Raw genomic sequence first — 18172 nt, 5'->3', positions numbered from 1 at the left:
ATGGGGGTGTTTGGGTGGCGGATTTTACAGACCGTTTGAAGTTGAATTTGAGTGGTACGGGCAAAGAGTTAACGCCTCAGCAATTAAATGACAATTTTAAAGCCATTGAAAAAGAATTCATGGAACGCAGTGTAAACGTAAGCTGGTTTGGAGCTGCTGGTGATGGTATTCAGGACGACACGGCAGCTTTGCAAGAATTGATTAACAAGACTCCCGATTACTCCATTCTTCACATCCCCAGTGGTCGATACAAAATAACATCTACCCTTCAGATTCGCAAGCAGGGTGTGCGCATTTTTGGGATTCATAAGGGCAGATACCGACAGGGTAAGGGAGTTACTTCGATTGAATATTATGGTACGGGTCCTTGTTTCCAAATTGGAGACGAAAGTCTGCCATCGTTTAGTGGCTTTCAAAATGTGCAGTTCCATGACTTATCGATCCGGTACGAAGGGACCGACAGAGCCACCTTAAATAATCCGTTTTCGCAGTCAGTGAAGCGCGGGTATTATGGCAAAGGGACTATGGGCATTCAGGACTGGAAGGGCGGCGGCGTTGTCCTGGATAACGTGTTGATTGAGCATTTTGAAACGGCTTTTTGGGGCTATGAAAGTGATGTGAACTTATTTAAATGCACGGAGATAAATTACAATAAAATAGGGATTCACTTGCAGAACAGAAGTTCACAGTTTACAAGCATTGCGCTTTTTACGCTCGGGAACGATACGGCGCTGGATCTGAATAGTTCTAACGGGGCGAGATTCATGGCTAGTCAGCACATTAAGGATGGGAGCTCCAGTGATATTCCCATTTTAATAAATGATTTTATGAATGCAGAATTTTTAGGCTGCTGGTTCGAAGGACTAAGCAGAGAACACAAGATGACAGTACCTTCTTTTATTCAAATTGGTGCTACGAAAGAAACCAAAAATGTTGCCCTGCGCGACTCTATTTTGGCGATAGCAGACAAATACGATGACACCCAATCGGTGTGCAATTATTTTGTGGATGTGGTCATTGGCAAAAAAGTTTTGGTGGACGAGGTGGGCGGATATCCTCGTAATCTCAAACAGCTTATTTGTTTCTCTGGCAGCTCCTCCACACAACAGGTGACACTTCGCTCACATTTGGATTTTAGCTATAGCAATAATCGTTATGACGAGAATCATGGGACAGGGCAAGCTTTGTTGCTCGTAGAAAAATATTCGAGTAACGGTATAGAACATTTGAATGAAACCTTTGTCAAAGCCTATCTTGGTTCAAGGCAAAATATCCCTGCAGGTAGCTGGCAGAAAGTAAGGTTTAATCAAATCAATCATGATGAGTTGACCGAATTCGATGGTTCGAATAGCCGATGGCGAGCCAAGCGAGCTGGGAAATACAGAATACAAGTCTACATTTCGACCGATCCCCAAGTAGATGGTAACCGGACACGGCTGGCACTTCACTTGAATGATGAGCAGCTTACCGGAAGTTCTGCCTATGCTTATCTCGATGACAGGGTGATTGGCGGACTGAACTATGGTGCATTGAGTGGAGCAATGGAACTTAGACTCGAAGCGAATTCTTTTATTGATATACGGGTGTTTAGTCAAAATGCAGTGGATATTTTACCGGGTGGGGGTATTACATATCTTACCGTTAGCCGGATTTAGACGATTTTTATAGGTCATTTTTACAGACGATAGATGTTGTGTCGTATATATATCGGGAAATACGCACCATGCTGACTCAGCTTGGTGCTATTTGATGTTTTTATTCATATGGAATATTTTTCTTTCATTCTGACGACAATGGTTAGCAGCACGCGAATAGACCGGAGAGATCAGTAAATGGGCTCCGGCTCTTTACGCCAATATGTTGAGGAGGGGACCGATTGTGAAGAAAAAAGTGGTGGCGTTCATCCTGGCTTGTCTGGTAGCCTTGACTGCCGTCCCTGTCGGCGGTTGGGCCGAAGAAAGCAGACCTGAAAGCAAAACCAAAGTAGGATCAGCAGCTGAGCTGGCTCCCGAGGCCCTTTCGGCGATCTTGATGGATGCAGATACAGGCACAGTCATCTATGAAAAAAACAGTCGTGAAAAGCTTCCTCCAGCAAGCATCACTAAGATCATGACGATGCTGCTAACAATGGAGGCCATTCATGATGGCAAGCTTAAGCTGACCGATAAAGTACGGGCCAGTGAGTATGCGTCTTCAATGGGAGGCTCGCAAATTTTCTTAGAGCCGGGAGAAGAAATGACGGTTGATGAGATGCTGAAGGGAATTGCGATGGCTTCGGGCAACGACGCCTCTGTAGCGATGGCTGAGAAAATTGCAGGTTCTGAACAGGCTTTTGTCGAGATGATGAACGCCAAGGTGCAGCAGCTTGGACTCAAAGATACGCATTTTGCCAATTGTAACGGTTTACCCGTAGAAAATCACTATTCCTCTGCGCATGATATTGCGGTTATGAGCCGGGAACTGTTGAAATATCCGCACATTACGAAATATACGGGAGCCTATCAGGACTATTTGCGCAAATCCTCGGTCAAGCCCTTTTGGCTGGTGAATACGAATAAGCTTGTTCGCTTCTATACCGGAGCAGATGGTCTGAAAACGGGCTATACGTCAGAAGCAAAGTTCTGTCTTTCCGCTACGGCGAAGCGTGATGGCTTACGTGTCGTAGCTGTCGTACTTGGTGAGCCGAACACGAAGATACGCAATAATGAGGTTTCTTCCATGTTCGACTATGCATTTTCTCAATATACAATGAAATCCATATATAAGCCAGGCGAAAAGCTGGGCAGTGTAAAAGTTGAAAAAGGTGTATTGCCAGAGCTGGAAATTCAGGCTGACCGTTCTTACAGTGTGCTGGTGAAAAAAGGCGGCAACAAACAAACGCTGCGTCACGAGCTACAGTTGACCCCAAGCCTTAAAGCTCCTGTCCGGGTGGGTGACCCCGTTGGTAAGCTGGTCGTCTATCAGAATGGACAACGTCTTAAGGAGTTTAATATCACTTCGCCTGTGGCTATCGAGAAGGCCGGCTGGTGGAAATTGTTTAAACGTACCATGTCGAACCTATTTTCTTTGTAGATTTAACGGGGTTTTCTTCTAGTTTTGTCGGAGGGCAGGAATCGTCTGCGACTACGTAGAAATCCTTGTCCAAGACCGGGAGGAGAGTGAGTAAGCATGAACCTGCAAATTGAAATGGAGCATCACCGGGGAGTACTTATTGTAAGGCTGTCTGGTGAACTTGATCACCATACGTCGGATATGGTCCGTATGCAAATGGATGAGGCGATTCAGCGCCGGCAATGCGAGCATATCGTGCTCAGTCTGAAGAATCTTCAGTTTATGGATAGTTCCGGCCTTGGCGTTATCTTGGGACGATACAAACTGATCAAGCAAAAGGGCGGGAAAATGGCAGTCTGTGATGTCAATCCGCCGGTACATCGACTGCTGGATATGTCAGGCTTGTTTAAAATCATGCCCATTTATGACAACGAGGTAAATGCGCTCACGGAACTGGAGGTTGTGTCATGAGAGAAGGCACGGGGAACAATTTCATGAGCTTGCAGTTTGCCGCAAAATCGGAAAATGAAGCATTTGCCCGCGTGGCTGTGGCAGCCTTCATTTCCAGGCTTGATCCCACAATGGATGAGCTTAGCGATTTGAAGACCGTTGTGTCTGAAGCGGTGACAAACAGTATTATTCACGGCTATGACAGTGATCCGTCAGGTGTCGTAACGATTAAAGTCGGAATTGAAGCGGACGTGATCACGTTGGTCGTTGAGGACGCAGGACGGGGAATTGAGGATCTGGAGCTGGCCAAGCAGCCTCTCTATACGTCCAAGCCTGAATTGGAACGTTCTGGCATGGGCTTTACGATTATGGAAAATTTCATGGATGAGTTCGAAGCAGTCAGTGAGCCGGGCGGAGGCACGTCGGTCCGGATGAAGAAAAGGATTGAATCCAAGAAAGCTTTATATAATTAGGAGTTGATCCTATGGAAGCAGGAGGAAAAAAAACTTCGCACAGCTATTTGGAGGATACAGAAGTCAAGCGGCTTATTGCACTGAGTCAATCTGGTGATAATGATGCTCGTGAGACACTGGTCAATAGTAATATCCGGCTCGTCTGGTCTGTCGTGCAGCGCTTTATGAACCGTGGGTATGAACCTGACGATCTTTTTCAAATTGGTTGCATCGGATTGTTAAAATCGGTGGATAAATTCGATCTCAGCTACGAAGTCAAATTTTCAACATATGCAGTACCAATGATTATTGGTGAGATTCAACGCTTCCTTCGAGACGATGGTACACTCAAGGTTAGCCGTTCCTTGAAGGAAACAGCCAATAAGGTCCGCAAAATGAAGGACGAGCTGTCCAAACGGCTCAATCGCCTGCCTACAGTCAAGGAGGTTGCTGATGAGCTGGGAGTGACACCGGAGGATGTTGTTTTTGCGCAGGAGGCCAATAAGCCACCTACCTCTATTCACGAAACAGTGTTTGAAAATGACGGAGACCCGATTACACTTATGGATCAGATTGCCGACGAATCGCAGGAAAGATGGTTCGACAAGCTGGCGCTGAATGAGGCCATTGACGGATTATCTGAACGGGAGCGATTGATTGTGTACCTGCGTTATTACCGGGATCAGACTCAGTCAGAGGTTGCAAGTCGTCTTGGCATTTCTCAAGTGCAGGTATCACGATTGGAAAAAAAGATTTTACAACTGATCCGCGATCAGATTGCCCAATAATGAAGACAGGATTTTAGTGAGTCAAATCCTTATGCTTACGCATTCTAAAGAGTATTCCAAAGCCATTTTAATGGCCAGGAGTACTCTTTTTTGCGTGTGACAAAAGACAATACACAGAATAGGTTTGCTTGCTTCGCCCCATACTAATCGGTAATTACGAGGATAAGGAGGGAATCGGATGAATCATAGTCCGGCTCCTATTGTCTACTTGCGGCTCCGCAGCCGTGTGCGTATGATCCAAGGGCAGGATTTACATTTGGGCGATGTAGCCCACCTGCTGACGGAGCCCGAATGGGAAAAGGATCTGCTTGAGCTTGTTCTCAAGCGGCCGCAGAAGCAGGACGGTAACCTGATACTGGTGGACATGCTACAAATCATATCAAAAATTAGAGATCATATTCCGGGAGTCGTAGTTGAATCTCTCGGGAAACCGCATGTACTTGTGGAACTCGTGGAAAGACCCCGTAAGCCATCCAAAATACTGTTCGTGTTAGTATGGTTGCTGCTGTTTTTTGGCTCTGCGCTGACGATTATGAACTTTCATGCTGACGTTAGCATGATGGAGGTACAGGTTCGGATTGTGGAGATGATTACGGGACAAAAGGATGAGCATCCGTACTTGTTCCAAATTGCTTACTCGATCGGCATCGGCTTTGGCATGATCGTATTTTTTAATCACTTGTTCAAGAAAAAATGGAATGAGGAGCCGACCCCCCTGGAGGTGGAAATGTATCTGTATCAGGAAAATGTGGATCAGTATGTTGTGGCAGAGGAGTATGAAAAGATGGCTCGTTTGCAGACAAAGGATAAGAAACCATGATATTTGTACAGGCTGCACTTCAGATTATTTTGGGTATCGCTGGGGGGCTGGCGGTAGGTAGCGGTGTGATTGCTTTTTTTATTGTGCTGGATATCATGCCGCGATTAGCACAACTCACCCGGACGTATAAAAAATCACGTGCATACGAAAAGGCGATGATTTTAGGTTCAGTGGTGGGAACCGTGGCCGATTTTTGGAACATTTGCTTGCCATTACCGGGCATGTTTACATGGATACCCGGGCTATTTTGCGGAGTGTTTATTGGCTTGCTCGCCGCGGCTCTGACAGAGGTGCTGAATCTCCTGCCCATACTGGCCAAGCGACTCCATATGACTGTATACATGTTCGGTCTGTTAATGGCAATGGTGCTTGGCAAGGTAACGGGTTCCTTATTTGATTGGTTTGTATACAACCGTTAATAGCGAAGAAGAAGGGGGCAAGAGATATGGATCACAGAACGGATCAGGATCAGCAGGAGCATTATCATGGAGACGGAGCAATAGGAAGGGAAAATAAGACTGATGGGGAAAGTTCGGGCTCCTGGAAGCAAAAGCAGGAGCAGGAAGCCGCTCGTCTTAAGCACAAAAAAGAAAGCGAGCGTTCTGATAATGTAGAGGAATCCATTCGTTATTGGCAGGTTGAGGATGATATTTCGCCAAAGATGAAGGAAAATCGTGAAACTCTTAAAATGGTATTGGGTTTGGGAGAGACCTTTGATGTTGTGTTCAGGGAAATGACAACAGGTGGCCGCCATATTGGGTATCTGTTCCTGAATACCTTTGCCAAGGATCAGATCATGCTTGAGGTGCTAAAGCGGCTTACCTATCTGACGCCGGATGACATGACTTCAGCTGGACTCCAAGCGTATTTTGAAAATTTTATTCCACATATACAGGTGGAGAAGACGGATAAGATGTCCGTCGTCATAAACAAGGTGTTGACGGGAATGAGTGCTCTCTTCATGGAAGGCGAGCGTTTTTCTGTTATTCTGGATACTCGTAATTACCCGGTACGGAGTCCAGAAGAACCTTCCTTGGAGAGAGTCGTGCGCGGTGCACGCGATGGTTTTACGGAAACGATGCTTACGAATGTAGGTTTAGTGCGTCGGCGTTTGCGAGACCCCGGACTTAAATTTGAGGCTATGCAGGTCGGACGCCGAACCCGAACAGATGTATGCTTGGGCTACATTGATGATATTGTGGATAAGGTCATGGTGGATACGGTACGAGACAAAATTAAAAATGTTAATCTGGATGGTATTCCTCTGGCCGATAAGCAATTAGAGGAGACAATTATCAATAAAGGTTGGAATCCATATCCATTAGTACGATATTCAGAGCGACCAGATGTTGTGGCTTCGCATATTATGGAAGGAAGGCTCGTTATTTTCGTTGATACCTCACCTAGCGTAATGATTTTGCCTACCACTTTTTTTGACCTGTGCCAGCATGCAGAAGAGAATCGGCAAACCGCTTTTATGGGTAGCTATTTACGCTGGGTGCGTTTTTTAGGCATATTCGCCTCAATGTTTCTGCTTCCGATGTGGCTGCTAATGGTCATCAATCCCGAGTTAAAACCGGCGTTTCTCGATTTTATTGGTCCTCAGAAGGAAGCTCATCTTCCGCTGATTGCCCAATTTATCATTGTGGAACTAGGGGTCGATCTTATGCGAATGGCAGCTGTGCATACCCCGACACCACTGGCTTCCGCTATGGGTTTGATCGCAGCCATTCTGGTTGGCGATATAGCAGTTCAAACGGGACTATTCGTAAATGAGGTCGTCTTGTACATGGCTGTTGCTGCCATAGGGATGTTCGCAACACCGAGCTATGAGTTGGGACTGGCGAATAGACTGATTCGACTATTCCTGCTGGTTGCTGTTGCTATTTTTCACGTACCAGGCTTTGTCGCCGGCACGACACTGATCATTTTGATGCTGACGCTGCATCGGTCATATAATTCTTCGTATTTGTGGCCGTTTATTCCTTTTAATGCTAAAGCGTTAGCTTCCATCTTGTTCCGTATGCCTGTACTTGATGCGCCTAACCGCCCGTCATTTAATAAAACGAGGGACAATACGCGTATGCCCCATACGGATGCCAACACAGATTCGAACTCAGGCAATGGACAGGAGCATTAATATAAATGATCTGCATAAAAATCCATTGTTCTTGATGTTTTTTTTGCTATACTGGTGTAAACATTCGATGGAATATGACTAGCTTGTTCCAGAAAGAGAGGCGCCAGAACATGTATTTGCATGGAAGCAGTAAAATTAACAGCAATGGACATTTGGAGATTGGTGGATGTGATACCACGCTTTTGAAAGAGCGTTTTGGCACGCCGCTATATATTGTAGACGAACAGTTAGTCCGCCGGCGTTGCCGGGAATTTATAGAAGCATTTCGTGAGACCGGTTTAAAGTTTCAAGTGGCTTATGCAAGCAAAGCATTTTGTGTTATGGCCATGTGCGCTTTAGCTGCTGAAGAAGGAATGTCGCTTGACGTTGTTTCCAGCGGAGAGCTGTTCACAGCGCTGCAAGCAGGATTCCCGGCAGAACGAATCCATTTTCATGGCAATAACAAGACGCCGGAAGAAATTGAAATGGCGTTAGAGGCGCACATTGGGTGCTTCGTCGTTGATAGCAAGATGGAATTGCATTTGTTACAGGCTCTCGCCTCTGAAAAAGGACAACAGGTCAATATTTTACTGCGGGTTACGCCGGGGGTTGAAGCGCATACGCATGAATATATGGCCACAGGTCAAGAAGATTCAAAATTTGGCTTTGACATTGCGAATGGTACAGCCCGTCAAGCGGTGGAACAGGCTATCAAGCTGGATCATCTTAATCTGCTGGGAGTACATTCTCATATCGGTTCGCAAATCTTCGAAGTCAATGGCTTCCAAATGGCTGCCGAGCGGGTCGCAGCTTTTTGCAGAGAGATTAAGGAGCAGCTTCAGTTTTCCTTCAAGGTGATTAATCTTGGTGGTGGATTTGGCATCCGTTATACAGAGGAGGACACACCGCTGAAACTATCCACCTATGTACAGGCTATCGGCGAAGCGGTGAAAACTCATTTTTCAGGACTTTACGATGAGCTTCCAGAAATTTGGATAGAGCCGGGACGAAGTATTGTAGGTGATTCAGGTACAACCTTGTATACGGTAGGAAGCATCAAGGATATTCCGCAGGTTCGTAAATATGTTTCTGTAGACGGCGGAATGACAGATAATCCACGTCCTGCACTGTATCAGGCCAAGTATGAAGCGATGCTGGCTAATCGAGCACAAGATGCGAACGAAGAAACAGTGTCTATTGCAGGCAAATGCTGTGAGAGCGGCGATATGCTTATTTGGGATGTAGAACTGCCTCGCCCGAATAGCGGAGACTTGCTCGCTGTAGCCTCAACCGGAGCTTATAATTACTCCATGGCGAGCAATTATAACCGGATACGCCGACCAGCAGTTGTATTTGTCAACAACGGTGAGGCTGAGCTGGTAGTGCGTCGGGAAACCTACGAGGATATTGTTCGCAACGATGTTTTGCCACAGCGCTTGGTTCGTGATCAAGCCAGCTCAGTGGTTCAGCCCAATGCCAAGATTACGGTTTCGTCCTGATTGTGGAATTCTAAAATCAAGCAGGCCATTGCGTCGGTAATCATAGACCGGGGACAATGGCCCCTTTTTTTGGACAAGGCTTTGCTAAGCGCGCCAATTCATAGTAAACTGGAACTTGATGTTATTTAGTTCTCAAAACAGGTTGAAAAGGAGATACAAACAATGAAAAAAGGTAGAATAGATCTTGAAAACGGCGGTATCGTCGAAATTGACTTTTTCCCAGAAGAAGCTCCAAACACCGTTGCTAACTTTGAAAAGCTGGCAAACAGCGGTTACTATAACGGATTGAGCTTCCACCGCGTCATCCCGGGCTTTGTTGCTCAAGGTGGTTGTCCGATCGGTAATGGTACAGGCGGTCCTGGCTACACCATTGACTGTGAAACAGCTACGAATACAACCAAGCATGCCAAAGGCGTTCTGTCCATGGCTCATGCAGGTCGCAACACAGGTGGTAGCCAATTCTTTATTTGCTACGCTCCACAGCCGCATTTAGATGGAGTACATACTGTATTTGGTAAAGTAACCAAAGGTATGGAATTCATTGATGCTGTAAAACAAGGCGACAAAATGAAAGAGGTTAAAGTATTTGACGTGTAATTTACGATTACATGTATGATATGAATTCCTTTAAATAGCGTTGCATCTAAGCCGTTCTGTCTTTGGACAGAGCGGCTTTTGTTGTCTTTTGTTTGACGGTTTGCTGATTTTTACAATCACGTAGGTATTACAGTGCGTAAGATCACATTCGAAAAGTAAGTGTTGTGATAGCCTTTTCATAAGAATGCATTTTCCATTTATTTTATATGAGTATTCAAGCTCAGTAAGAGTTGGAAAAGAAGGGGGCTTATCACATTGTCTATTTTAACGCGCACAAATCGACTCGGATTTTTTGAAATCCGGCTGGAATCCATTGGTGGACTCGGCGCTAATCTGGCTGGCAAAATGTTAGCCGAAACCGGGGTGCTTGGTCTAGGGCTGAATGCTTCAAATTTCTCATCCTATGGTTCGGAAAAGAAGGGAAGTCCGGTTAAAAGCTTTGTTCGCTTTTGTGAGCCGGAGGTGGATATTCGGGATCACAGTCCGATTGAGCAACCGCATGTGGTAGGCATTTTCCATGAAACATTATACAAAACGGTAAATGTGATCAGCGGACTGCCAGCGGATGGGATTGTAGTGGTCAATTCCACACGTCCGGCAGAAGAAATACGGGCTGATTTGGGACTGGTATCCGGTACATTAGCAGTGGTCGATGCAATGGGGATCGCACTGGAAGAGCGAACCAAATTGAATACGTCCATGCTGGGGGCCTTGTTCCGTGTCTGTGATTTCTTAGATCCGGAAGCAATGAGATCGGTTATACGCAGTACCTTTGAAAAGAAAAATCCACAGTTGGTAGAACCTAATCTGCGTACGTTTAACCGTGGATTTGAGGAAATGGAACTACACGTATATCCGGTTACGGATGACGCGCAGGATCGGGTTTTTGAACGTCCGCAGCCTTTGCTGGGGTACGAAACGCAATTACTGGGAGGCGTTATTGCGACTCAGGGAAACAGTATGACGAGAGATGTTAGTGGTTCACGTCAGGGTTATGTGCCTGAATATGAAGCTGATAAATGTACCCATTGTGCCAAGTGTGATTCGATCTGCCCGGATTACTGTTTTGTATGGGAAGAGCAAGCAGACAAACGCGGAAGAATGATGCCGTTTTTGCAAGGGATTGATTACCAGTATTGCAAAGGATGTCTGAAATGTGTAGATATTTGCCCATCGGGGGCGTTAAGCTCGCGTCGCGAGCAATGGGGCTGGGCGGAGCAGCATCGTGTTGCCCACCAATTTCCGGTATATGAAGGAGGGCGTGCGTAATGGCAAAACTGGAGGAGGAACTCAAACAGACGGGCGCCGCACAAGTGACAACGTTCGAATCCGGTAATGAAATGGCAGCTACGGCGGCTGCGCAGATCAATTATCATATGATGGGATATTTCCCGATCACTCCATCGACCGAGGTAGCGCAGTATCTGGATCAAATGAAAACGCGTGGTCAGCATAATATTAAACTGGTTGCAGCCGATGGAGAACACGGATCGGCAGGGATTTGTTATGGAGCTGCGGCAGCTGGAGCGCGGGTTGTGAACGCCACCAGTTCGCAAGGTTTCCTGTACATGCTGGAGCAGTTGCCTGTTCAGTCAGGTACCCGTTTCCCTATGGTTATGAACCTGGTGACAAGAGCTGTCAGTGGTCCCTTGGATATTCGGGGGGATCATTCGGACCTGTATTATGGTTTGAATACAGGCTGGGTCATTTTGACGGCAAGTACGCCGCAGGCTGTGTATGATATGAACATCATAGCCCTGAAAATCGCAGAGCATAGCGATGTACGGTTGCCTGTAATGGTCGCATACGACGGTTTTTATACATCTCATCAAAAACGTAAAGTGCAATATTTTGCCGATGCAGAGACCGTGCGCGATTTTGTAGGCCCCAATCCGAACCTGAATTATCCGAATATTACGGATTTTGATCATCCTGTCACTGTGGGTGCGCATATGAACGGTGATGACCTGACGAATAATCACGTTCAACTGTCCGAAGCGTTGAGGCTTTCAGAAGGAGTATATGAGCAGGTAGCAGCAGAATATGCTGCTTTATCCGGTCGGGAATATCCGATTTTGGACCTGTATCATATGGAGGATGCTGAGGTTGCGGTATTTCTGCTGAATTCGGCGGCTGAATCGGCCAAGGATGTGGCGGATCAACTCCGTGCGCGTGGCATTAAAGCTGGTGTGATTCGTCCGAATATTATCCGGCCGTTTCCAGCCGCACAACTGCGGGAGGCGTTGCGCCATGTCAAGGCGTTGTTGGTGGGTGAACGTGCAGATTCGTACGGATCAGATGGCGGTAATTTGACGCACGAAATTAAGGCGGCGTTGCAGGAGGACCCACTGAATCAAACCCTCGTATTGAGCCGTATCTTTGGCTTGGGAGGAAAGGATTTTTATGCGGAAGATGCAGAGGCGTTCTTCCAGCTTGCGATTGAGGCGGCAGAGGCTGGACGAGCGGAGAAGCCCTTTGATTATTACGGGATTAATCCGGGTTCAGCGGACAAGGTGATGCCGCAAGTCATGCAGCCACCACGTGGCAATGCATACCGTACGGGTCTGATTCAGGTTACGCCGGACGAGGCAACCGGGAAGCTCAAAGTCAAGGTACCACCTCTGCGTTCGTTAACAACCAAACCACGCCGTCTTACTCCGGGTCATGGGGCTTGTCCTGGTTGTGGAGCCTTGTCTGCACTAGAACTGTTTTTTAAAGGGATTGAAGGCGACATTGTTGTACTGTTCCAGACTGGCTGCGTATATGTGGTGACGACAGGGTACCCATACACATCACACAAGCAACCGATGATCCATAATCTTTTTCAAAACGGGGCCGCTACCCTTTCAGGAGCGCTGGAAGCTTACATGGAGATGAAGCGACGTAATGAAATTGAGATGTCGGATGATCCGACCTTTATCATGATCAGTGGTGACGGCGGGATGGATATTGGTATGGGTTCTGCGATTGGTGCGGCTCTGCGTAACCATAAACTGATCATGCTGGAATATGATAACGAGGGATACATGAATACAGGCTCTCAGCAATCGTACTCCACTCCAATGGGGCATATGACGAGTACGTCGGGTGTAGGGAAAATGCAAAAAGGGAAACAAGGGCATCATAAGGATACTGTGCAAATTATGGCCGCCTGTAACATCCCGTATGCCTTTACAGCAGCCGAAAGTCATCCGCAGGATATGCTGCGCAAAGCCGCCAAGGCTCAATGGTACGCCAACAACGTGGGTACGGCATATGGTAAAATTCTGTGCGCCTGCCCACTCAACTGGAAATCCGAAGACAGATTGGGTACTAGCATCGTGGGCGCCGCAGTCGAGTCTTGCTTCTTTCCTTTGTACGAAATCGAGCAAGGGAGCACGACGATTACGTACAATCCGGAAGACAAGGGAAAACGGGTTCCAGCCGCAGAATGGCTAAAATTAATGGGTAAAACGAAGCATCTTCTCAAAGAGGAAGCAACGCTGGCTACCTTTGAGCAGGAGATTGAGCGTCGCTGGACTATCCTGAAAAAGAAACATGAAATTTCGGAGTTATAATTCTGTTTTTTGCATAATAATCGTGTAACATTGTTAGCCGCTGTTTCGGCACCGGTTCGATTGAGATTCCTAGCGCTTGCTGCGCCAGGAATCTTTTTTTGCGTTTATGGGTTGAAGCATAAAAAAACAGGTAATGATTTCCGATATAGGAGTGGAGGCCTATAGAAGGTATGTTATAAAGTCTTCTTCTGAATTTTAAGATGCAATGAGGTGCAGGTAATGATTAAGCTGAACACAGTTGAAATAATTGAAATTATAAAGAAGCAAATCCCCAAGGTTATGAACATCACGCCAGTGGAACTCAAGTTTACGGATGATTTTGGACGGGCATCGCTGGCGGCAACAGAACACAAATTCACGCTGACGAACCAGCATTATTCTGCCAAGGTGATGGATTGCGTGTTAGAAACACAAGTGCGCCCTATTTTAATGTGTGAAATTATTTATTTTCTAAAATGCGAGTTTATTGATGGGCATGTGGATGTAAGACTGGATTATGAAGCATGTTCTGAGGGAGAGCGAGGACCTGTTGCTTCAGCTGTCATTACCTTTGATCATGATACGCAGCTTGGAGTCGACGAACTGGCCGATCTGATTGACCTGGCGCTTCATATGAATGATAAAACCTGGTTTGAGGAACTCTCCACTCAATATGTCAAAAGCAAAGCAGGAGCTTCGATTAGATAATTTGCTTTTTTTAGAAGTCGGTGCTAATATACGTAACAAGTTTAATGTTAATTCAATTAAATAAGAGCAAGATCCTTCGGGGCGGGGCGAAATTCCCCACCGGCGGTGATGACATGTTTGTGAATCGCTTCTGAGAACACAGCATGGCTTAGTCCGTGACCCGGATGCTGAACAATCAGCAGAAGGTGGACCTGGTGCAATTCCGGGACCGACAGTATAGTCTGGATGGGAGAAGGATACGAAGCGCATGTGCATGACGTGACATGTGCCAATTTTTAGCATACGTAAAAGTAAGTACGGCTTATTTCGTTGTAGGACAGCATCGGACGACAGCTTTTATTAAGCTTTCTTTTCGATAGTGTTCTGAGCGTAATTGGCTGTATTGTCATCATGCTTTCTTTTGGCAGACCTATGATTTCATGTCATTTTAATACATGTATGAACTGCGCTTGTATACTACATATGTGACTCTCATCACCCCCATGACGGATTGAATCCTGACTGGGGGTTATTTGCGCTTACAGCTGATGAATTAGGGATAAACTGAAATGTAGTGGAAAGGAGTGAAAGTATGTTTACCGGATTGGTCGAGGAAGTGGGTCGCATTCAAAGTATATCCAAAAGTGGTGAAGCGATGGTGCTGGGTATTTCGGGTTCTGTGGTATTGGACGATTTGAAAATAGGCGACAGTGTCTCGGTGAATGGTGTTTGCCTGACGGCAATACAGATTGGTACTAAAGATTTTAAGGTTGATGTGATGCCTGAGACTTTTCGCAGCAGTAATCTAAGGGAACTCAGATCCGGCAGTCGAGTCAATTTGGAGCGGGCGATGGCGGCGAGTGGAAGATTCGGAGGACATATCGTACAGGGACATGTGGACGGGACGGGTACGATTCGCGGAGTGACATCAGAGCAGAATGCGGTAGTGTTCGAAGTTGAGCCTTCTGATCAAGCATTATTTAAATATGTTCTTCTCAAAGGGTCAATTACAATTGATGGTATCAGCCTCACAGTCGCGCAGCGGACGAGAAATAGCTTTGCTGTATCTATTATACCCCACACCTTAGCCGAAACGGCCTTAAAAGCCAAACGTGAGGGAGATACCGTGAATATTGAATGCGATATATTGGGCAAATATGTGGAGCAACTTTTACATTACAGAGGTTCAGCGTCGATGGAGAGAGCCGATCAAGCCCCACTTAGTTTGGACTATTTGGCGAAACACGGCTTTGCCTGATACAGCCTGTTACAGAATAATAGAAAAATTGGTTCAGGAGCATTCGTGACACAAGACATAAGGAGGAGAGGGTTATGGATAGAGGCATCCAAACAAGTGCAACGACAAACATCATGGAGCAGGATGAGTTGCACCACGACGAAGAGATTCGATTGGATTCCATCGAAGAAGCATTGGAGGATTTAAAGAACGGCAAAGTCGTTATTGTAGTGGATGATGAACAGCGGGAAAATGAAGGCGACTTTATCGCTTTGGCTGAAAAAGCATCGCCCGAGGTGATCAATTTCATGATTACAGAAGGTCGCGGATTGGTCTGTGTGCCGATCACACAGCACCGAGCCAAGGCATTGGAATTGCATCCTATGGTAGAGCAAAACACAGATTTTCACGGTACCGCCTTTACGGTATCGGTAGATCATATGAAGACAACAACGGGGATTTCAGCGGCCGAGCGCTCTTTGACTGTTCGTGCCTTAGCCGACGAAGCAATCATGGGAAGCGATTTTCGCAAACCTGGTCACATGTTCCCGCTAATTGCTCGCGATGGTGGGGTCTTGCAGCGTGCCGGTCATACTGAAGCGGCTGTCGATCTGGCCCGACTCAGCGGCTTTAAGCCTGCCGGGGTCATTTGCGAAATTATAAAGGAAGATGGTTCGATGGCCCGCTTACCTGATTTGGTCGTGATCGCCAAGCGACATCAATTGAAGCTGATTAGCATTCAGCATTTAATCGACTACCGTCGTCGTTTGTCATTGTAAATAATTTTAAAAAAGAGAGGTTGATAAGCATGGCACGTTTTCTGGAAGGTAATCTCGTATCGAATGGTTTGAAGTATGGTATTGTGGTGGGCAGATTTAATGAATTTATTACAAGCAAATTGTTGAGCGGTGCACTTGATGCACTTCAACGACATGGTGCACAGGAAGATGAAATTGATGTAGCGTGGGTGCCGGGTGCATTTGAAATTTCGCTTATTGCACAAAAAATGGCCGCAAGTGGAAAGTATGATGCTGTCATTACGCTTGGCACGGTTATCCGTGGTTCTACTTCACACTATGATATCGTCTGCAATGAAGTTGCCAAGGGTGTGGCGGCAAGCAGTCTGAAAACGGGTATCCCTATTATTTTTGGTGTAGTGACTACGGAAAATATTGAGCAGGCCATAGAACGGGCAGGTACAAAGGCTGGTAATAAAGGTTGGGATTCTGCGCTGGCTGCGATTGAAATGGCCAATCTCGGTAAGCAGTTCTAATGATATAAATGGCTGAAAGAACGGCATAAACTGCAAAGTGGAAAAGGGATTAGATTGTTAAGCAAGGCGATGACGTATATACTACAGAAAGAGGGATTGATAACGTAGAGCATAAGTGCTAATGGGGAAAGGTATTGTTGAATGATGATTGGAGTAAGGCAGGGGGAAGCACATTGACAGTCGTAAATTACAAGCTGGAAACATTCGAGGGTCCACTGGATCTACTGTTGCATCTGATTGATAAAGCCGAGATCGACATTCAGGATATCCCGATTAGCGATATTACTGATCAGTACATGGCTTTTTTGCACAGTATGCAGGAGCTGGAGCTGGACATTACAAGCGAGTTTCTAGTGATGGCGGCGACGCTCTTGTCCATTAAGAGTAAATTGTTGCTTCCCAAGCCACCTGTGATGGAATATGACGATTTGGATTTTTATGAAGAAGAAGACTATGATCCACGCGAGGAACTGGTTCGCAAGCTGGTGGAGTATCGTAAATACAAAGGGATTGCTCGCCATCTGAGCGAACGGGAGTGGGAACGTAGTCTGATTTATGGCAAGGAGCCGGAAGATTTGAGCGCATTCCTGCCAACCGAACCCGCAAATCCGGTGCATGGGCTGCATGCGAGCGATTTGGTCGCGGCCTTTCAGCGTGCATTGCGCAAAGCTGAACGACGTACGACGGTAACCCGTGTTCATCGGGACGAAATTTCAGTCAAGGACCGTATCCGGCAAGTTATCGGGGCGTTAGAGAAGGTGGGGAATGGAGGACGGCTGCTGTTCTCCAAGCTGATGCATGAGGATATGTATCGGCATGAGGTGGTTGTAACCTTTTTGGCTATACTTGAATTGATGAAAATGAAGCAAATCTTCTGTTATCAGGAGAAGCTTTTCGATGATATTGTAATGGAGTGGAGAGGGGATTTACGGGTTAATGGATTATCTGAAGCTGAAATCAATTATTGAGGGGCTGCTGTTTCTCGCGGGAGAGGAAGGGTTGTCCACCAAGCAGATCGCCGACATTGTAGAACAGCAGCAAGAGCTGGTTGAAAAGTGTCTGGAGGATATGAAACAGGATATGGAGCAAGGAGGAAGAGGCCTGCAGCTTGTCCGTATTGCTGGTCATTATCAGCTTGCAACTTTATCCGAACATGCACCTTATTTTGAAAAGCTCGCCTACTCTCCGGCACGTGCCTCATTGTCTCAAGCTGCTTTGGAGACACTGGCCATTGTGGCCTACCGCCAGCCCATTACAAGAGTTGAAATCGAAGAGATTCGAGGTGTCAAATCCGAGCGGGCCATACATACACTGGTCAACAAGGAGCTCATTGAAGAGAAAGGTCGAGCTGAGGCCATCGGACGACCAATATTGTACGGAACAACGAAATCATTTTTGGATTATTTCGGTCTAGGATCTCTTGAAGATCTACCGCAACCGGAGCAGTTCGAGGATTCAGACAATTTAGAAGAAGAGACACAGCTATTGTTCGAGCGTCTGGAGAGTAGCCAGCCTGCGGAGAACGATTCGGATCCGGAATCTTAAATTCAAAAAAAACAAAAAAATTCAAAAGCCAGCCAGTCCTTACGTCATTGAGGGCTGGCTGTTTAGCATTTTAAGATGCATGATTTTCCGCTGAAAGGTCATACTATTTTTGCCATGA

Annotated in this window: 18 protein-coding genes and 1 riboswitch; all 18 genes read left to right on the top strand. The window is 46.3% G+C overall.

Going from position 1 to position 18172, the window contains the following annotated elements:
* Nucleotides 1–14: 14 nt before the first annotated feature.
* The 18 genes from MKX36_RS14825 (at nucleotide 15) to scpB (ending at nucleotide 18054) form a co-directional block, all read left to right on the top strand.
* The gene (locus MKX36_RS14825) at nucleotides 15–1655 is read left to right on the top strand and encodes a glycosyl hydrolase family 28-related protein (protein WP_290409560.1); all 1641 of its coding nucleotides are present in this window, start codon (nucleotides 15–17) and stop codon (nucleotides 1653–1655) included.
* 223 nt (nucleotides 1656–1878) lie between these two features.
* Entirely contained in the window at nucleotides 1879–3072 is a 1194-nt protein-coding gene (locus MKX36_RS14820; protein WP_016822256.1) for a D-alanyl-D-alanine carboxypeptidase family protein, read from the top strand.
* 96 nt (nucleotides 3073–3168) lie between these two features.
* On the top strand, nucleotides 3169–3522 hold the full coding sequence (gene spoIIAA / locus MKX36_RS14815; protein WP_016822255.1) for an anti-sigma F factor antagonist: 354 nt from the start codon (nucleotides 3169–3171) through the stop codon (nucleotides 3520–3522).
* Nucleotides 3519–3974: an anti-sigma F factor gene (gene spoIIAB, locus MKX36_RS14810; RefSeq protein WP_013310781.1), complete on the top strand. Its 456-nt coding sequence runs from the start codon at nucleotides 3519–3521 to the stop codon at nucleotides 3972–3974. The genes spoIIAA and spoIIAB overlap by 4 nt, the downstream gene beginning before the upstream one ends.
* 11 nt (nucleotides 3975–3985) lie before the next feature.
* Nucleotides 3986–4741, top strand: a complete 756-nt coding sequence (gene sigF / locus MKX36_RS14805; RefSeq protein ID WP_013371734.1) for an RNA polymerase sporulation sigma factor SigF — start codon at nucleotides 3986–3988, stop codon at nucleotides 4739–4741.
* A 178-nt stretch (nucleotides 4742–4919) separates the two neighbouring features.
* On the top strand, nucleotides 4920–5561 hold the full coding sequence (locus MKX36_RS14800; RefSeq protein ID WP_016822253.1) for a stage V sporulation protein AA: 642 nt from the start codon (nucleotides 4920–4922) through the stop codon (nucleotides 5559–5561).
* Entirely contained in the window at nucleotides 5558–5980 is a 423-nt protein-coding gene (locus MKX36_RS14795; RefSeq protein WP_016822252.1) for a stage V sporulation protein AB, read from the top strand. Before MKX36_RS14800 ends, MKX36_RS14795 begins: the two co-directional genes overlap by 4 nt.
* 26 nt (nucleotides 5981–6006) lie before the next feature.
* Nucleotides 6007–7701 carry a spore germination protein gene (locus MKX36_RS14790; protein ID WP_340864956.1) on the top strand — a complete coding sequence of 565 codons (1695 nt, stop codon included), beginning with the start codon at nucleotides 6007–6009 and terminating at the stop codon, nucleotides 7699–7701.
* A 110-nt stretch (nucleotides 7702–7811) separates the two neighbouring features.
* Nucleotides 7812–9179, top strand: a complete 1368-nt coding sequence (gene lysA, locus MKX36_RS14785; RefSeq protein ID WP_016822250.1) for a diaminopimelate decarboxylase — start codon at nucleotides 7812–7814, stop codon at nucleotides 9177–9179.
* A 162-nt stretch (nucleotides 9180–9341) separates the two neighbouring features.
* Nucleotides 9342–9776 carry a peptidylprolyl isomerase gene (locus tag MKX36_RS14780; protein ID WP_013310775.1) on the top strand — a complete coding sequence of 145 codons (435 nt, stop codon included), beginning with the start codon at nucleotides 9342–9344 and terminating at the stop codon, nucleotides 9774–9776.
* Nucleotides 9777–10031: 255 nt separating this feature from the next.
* Nucleotides 10032–11045, top strand: a complete 1014-nt coding sequence (locus MKX36_RS14775) for a 2-oxoacid:acceptor oxidoreductase family protein (protein ID WP_017427522.1) — start codon at nucleotides 10032–10034, stop codon at nucleotides 11043–11045.
* A complete protein-coding gene (locus tag MKX36_RS14770; RefSeq protein ID WP_340864955.1) occupies nucleotides 11045–13333 on the top strand; it encodes a thiamine pyrophosphate-dependent enzyme in 2289 nt (762 codons plus the stop codon). The genes MKX36_RS14775 and MKX36_RS14770 overlap by 1 nt, the downstream gene beginning before the upstream one ends.
* Nucleotides 13334–13552: 219 nt before the next feature.
* Entirely contained in the window at nucleotides 13553–14020 is a 468-nt protein-coding gene (locus tag MKX36_RS14765; RefSeq protein ID WP_016822245.1) for an IDEAL domain-containing protein, read from the top strand.
* 68 nt (nucleotides 14021–14088) lie between these two features.
* A riboswitch (FMN riboswitch) is annotated at nucleotides 14089–14261 on the top strand.
* A 330-nt stretch (nucleotides 14262–14591) separates the two neighbouring features.
* Nucleotides 14592–15257: a riboflavin synthase gene (gene ribE / locus MKX36_RS14760; RefSeq protein ID WP_340864954.1), complete on the top strand. Its 666-nt coding sequence runs from the start codon at nucleotides 14592–14594 to the stop codon at nucleotides 15255–15257.
* Between the two features lie 74 nt (nucleotides 15258–15331).
* Nucleotides 15332–16015, top strand: coding sequence for a 3,4-dihydroxy-2-butanone-4-phosphate synthase (ribB, locus tag MKX36_RS14755; protein ID WP_340864953.1), 684 nt, complete (start codon nucleotides 15332–15334; stop codon nucleotides 16013–16015).
* A 29-nt stretch (nucleotides 16016–16044) separates the two neighbouring features.
* Entirely contained in the window at nucleotides 16045–16509 is a 465-nt protein-coding gene (gene ribH / locus MKX36_RS14750) for a 6,7-dimethyl-8-ribityllumazine synthase (protein ID WP_044785220.1), read from the top strand.
* 173 nt (nucleotides 16510–16682) lie between these two features.
* Nucleotides 16683–17477: a segregation and condensation protein A gene (locus tag MKX36_RS14745; RefSeq protein WP_017427525.1), complete on the top strand. Its 795-nt coding sequence runs from the start codon at nucleotides 16683–16685 to the stop codon at nucleotides 17475–17477.
* The gene (scpB, locus tag MKX36_RS14740; protein ID WP_016822240.1) at nucleotides 17446–18054 is read left to right on the top strand and encodes an SMC-Scp complex subunit ScpB; all 609 of its coding nucleotides are present in this window, start codon (nucleotides 17446–17448) and stop codon (nucleotides 18052–18054) included. The genes MKX36_RS14745 and scpB overlap by 32 nt, the downstream gene beginning before the upstream one ends.
* Nucleotides 18055–18172: the final 118 nt, after the last annotated feature.

Source organism: Paenibacillus sp. FSL W8-0439 (assembly GCF_038008995.1).
Classification (GTDB): Bacteria; Bacillota; Bacilli; order Paenibacillales; family Paenibacillaceae; genus Paenibacillus; species Paenibacillus polymyxa.
The sequence above is the reverse complement of the archived record's forward strand: the minus strand, read 5'-3'. Positions and strand labels throughout refer to the sequence as shown.

Bases quoted from the DNA above. Each gene is read 5' to 3' on its own strand.
- ribE (WP_340864954.1), top strand. From the start codon at position 14,592: ATGTTTACCGGATTGGTCGAGGAAGTGGGTCGCATTCAAAGTATATCC.
- MKX36_RS14770 (WP_340864955.1), top strand. From the start codon at position 11,045: ATGGCAAAACTGGAGGAGGAACTCAAACAGACGGGCGCCGCACAAGTG.
- spoIIAB (WP_013310781.1), top strand. From the start codon at position 3,519: ATGAGAGAAGGCACGGGGAACAATTTCATGAGCTTGCAGTTTGCCGCA.
- MKX36_RS14765 (WP_016822245.1), top strand. From the start codon at position 13,553: ATGATTAAGCTGAACACAGTTGAAATAATTGAAATTATAAAGAAGCAA.
- scpB (WP_016822240.1), top strand. From the start codon at position 17,446: ATGGATTATCTGAAGCTGAAATCAATTATTGAGGGGCTGCTGTTTCTC.
- sigF (WP_013371734.1), top strand. From the start codon at position 3,986: ATGGAAGCAGGAGGAAAAAAAACTTCGCACAGCTATTTGGAGGATACA.
- MKX36_RS14795 (WP_016822252.1), top strand. From the start codon at position 5,558: ATGATATTTGTACAGGCTGCACTTCAGATTATTTTGGGTATCGCTGGG.
- MKX36_RS14790 (WP_340864956.1), top strand. From the start codon at position 6,007: ATGGATCACAGAACGGATCAGGATCAGCAGGAGCATTATCATGGAGAC.
- spoIIAA (WP_016822255.1), top strand. From the start codon at position 3,169: ATGAACCTGCAAATTGAAATGGAGCATCACCGGGGAGTACTTATTGTA.
- lysA (WP_016822250.1), top strand. From the start codon at position 7,812: ATGTATTTGCATGGAAGCAGTAAAATTAACAGCAATGGACATTTGGAG.
- MKX36_RS14780 (WP_013310775.1), top strand. From the start codon at position 9,342: ATGAAAAAAGGTAGAATAGATCTTGAAAACGGCGGTATCGTCGAAATT.
- MKX36_RS14800 (WP_016822253.1), top strand. From the start codon at position 4,920: ATGAATCATAGTCCGGCTCCTATTGTCTACTTGCGGCTCCGCAGCCGT.
- ribB (WP_340864953.1), top strand. From the start codon at position 15,332: ATGGATAGAGGCATCCAAACAAGTGCAACGACAAACATCATGGAGCAG.
- ribH (WP_044785220.1), top strand. From the start codon at position 16,045: ATGGCACGTTTTCTGGAAGGTAATCTCGTATCGAATGGTTTGAAGTAT.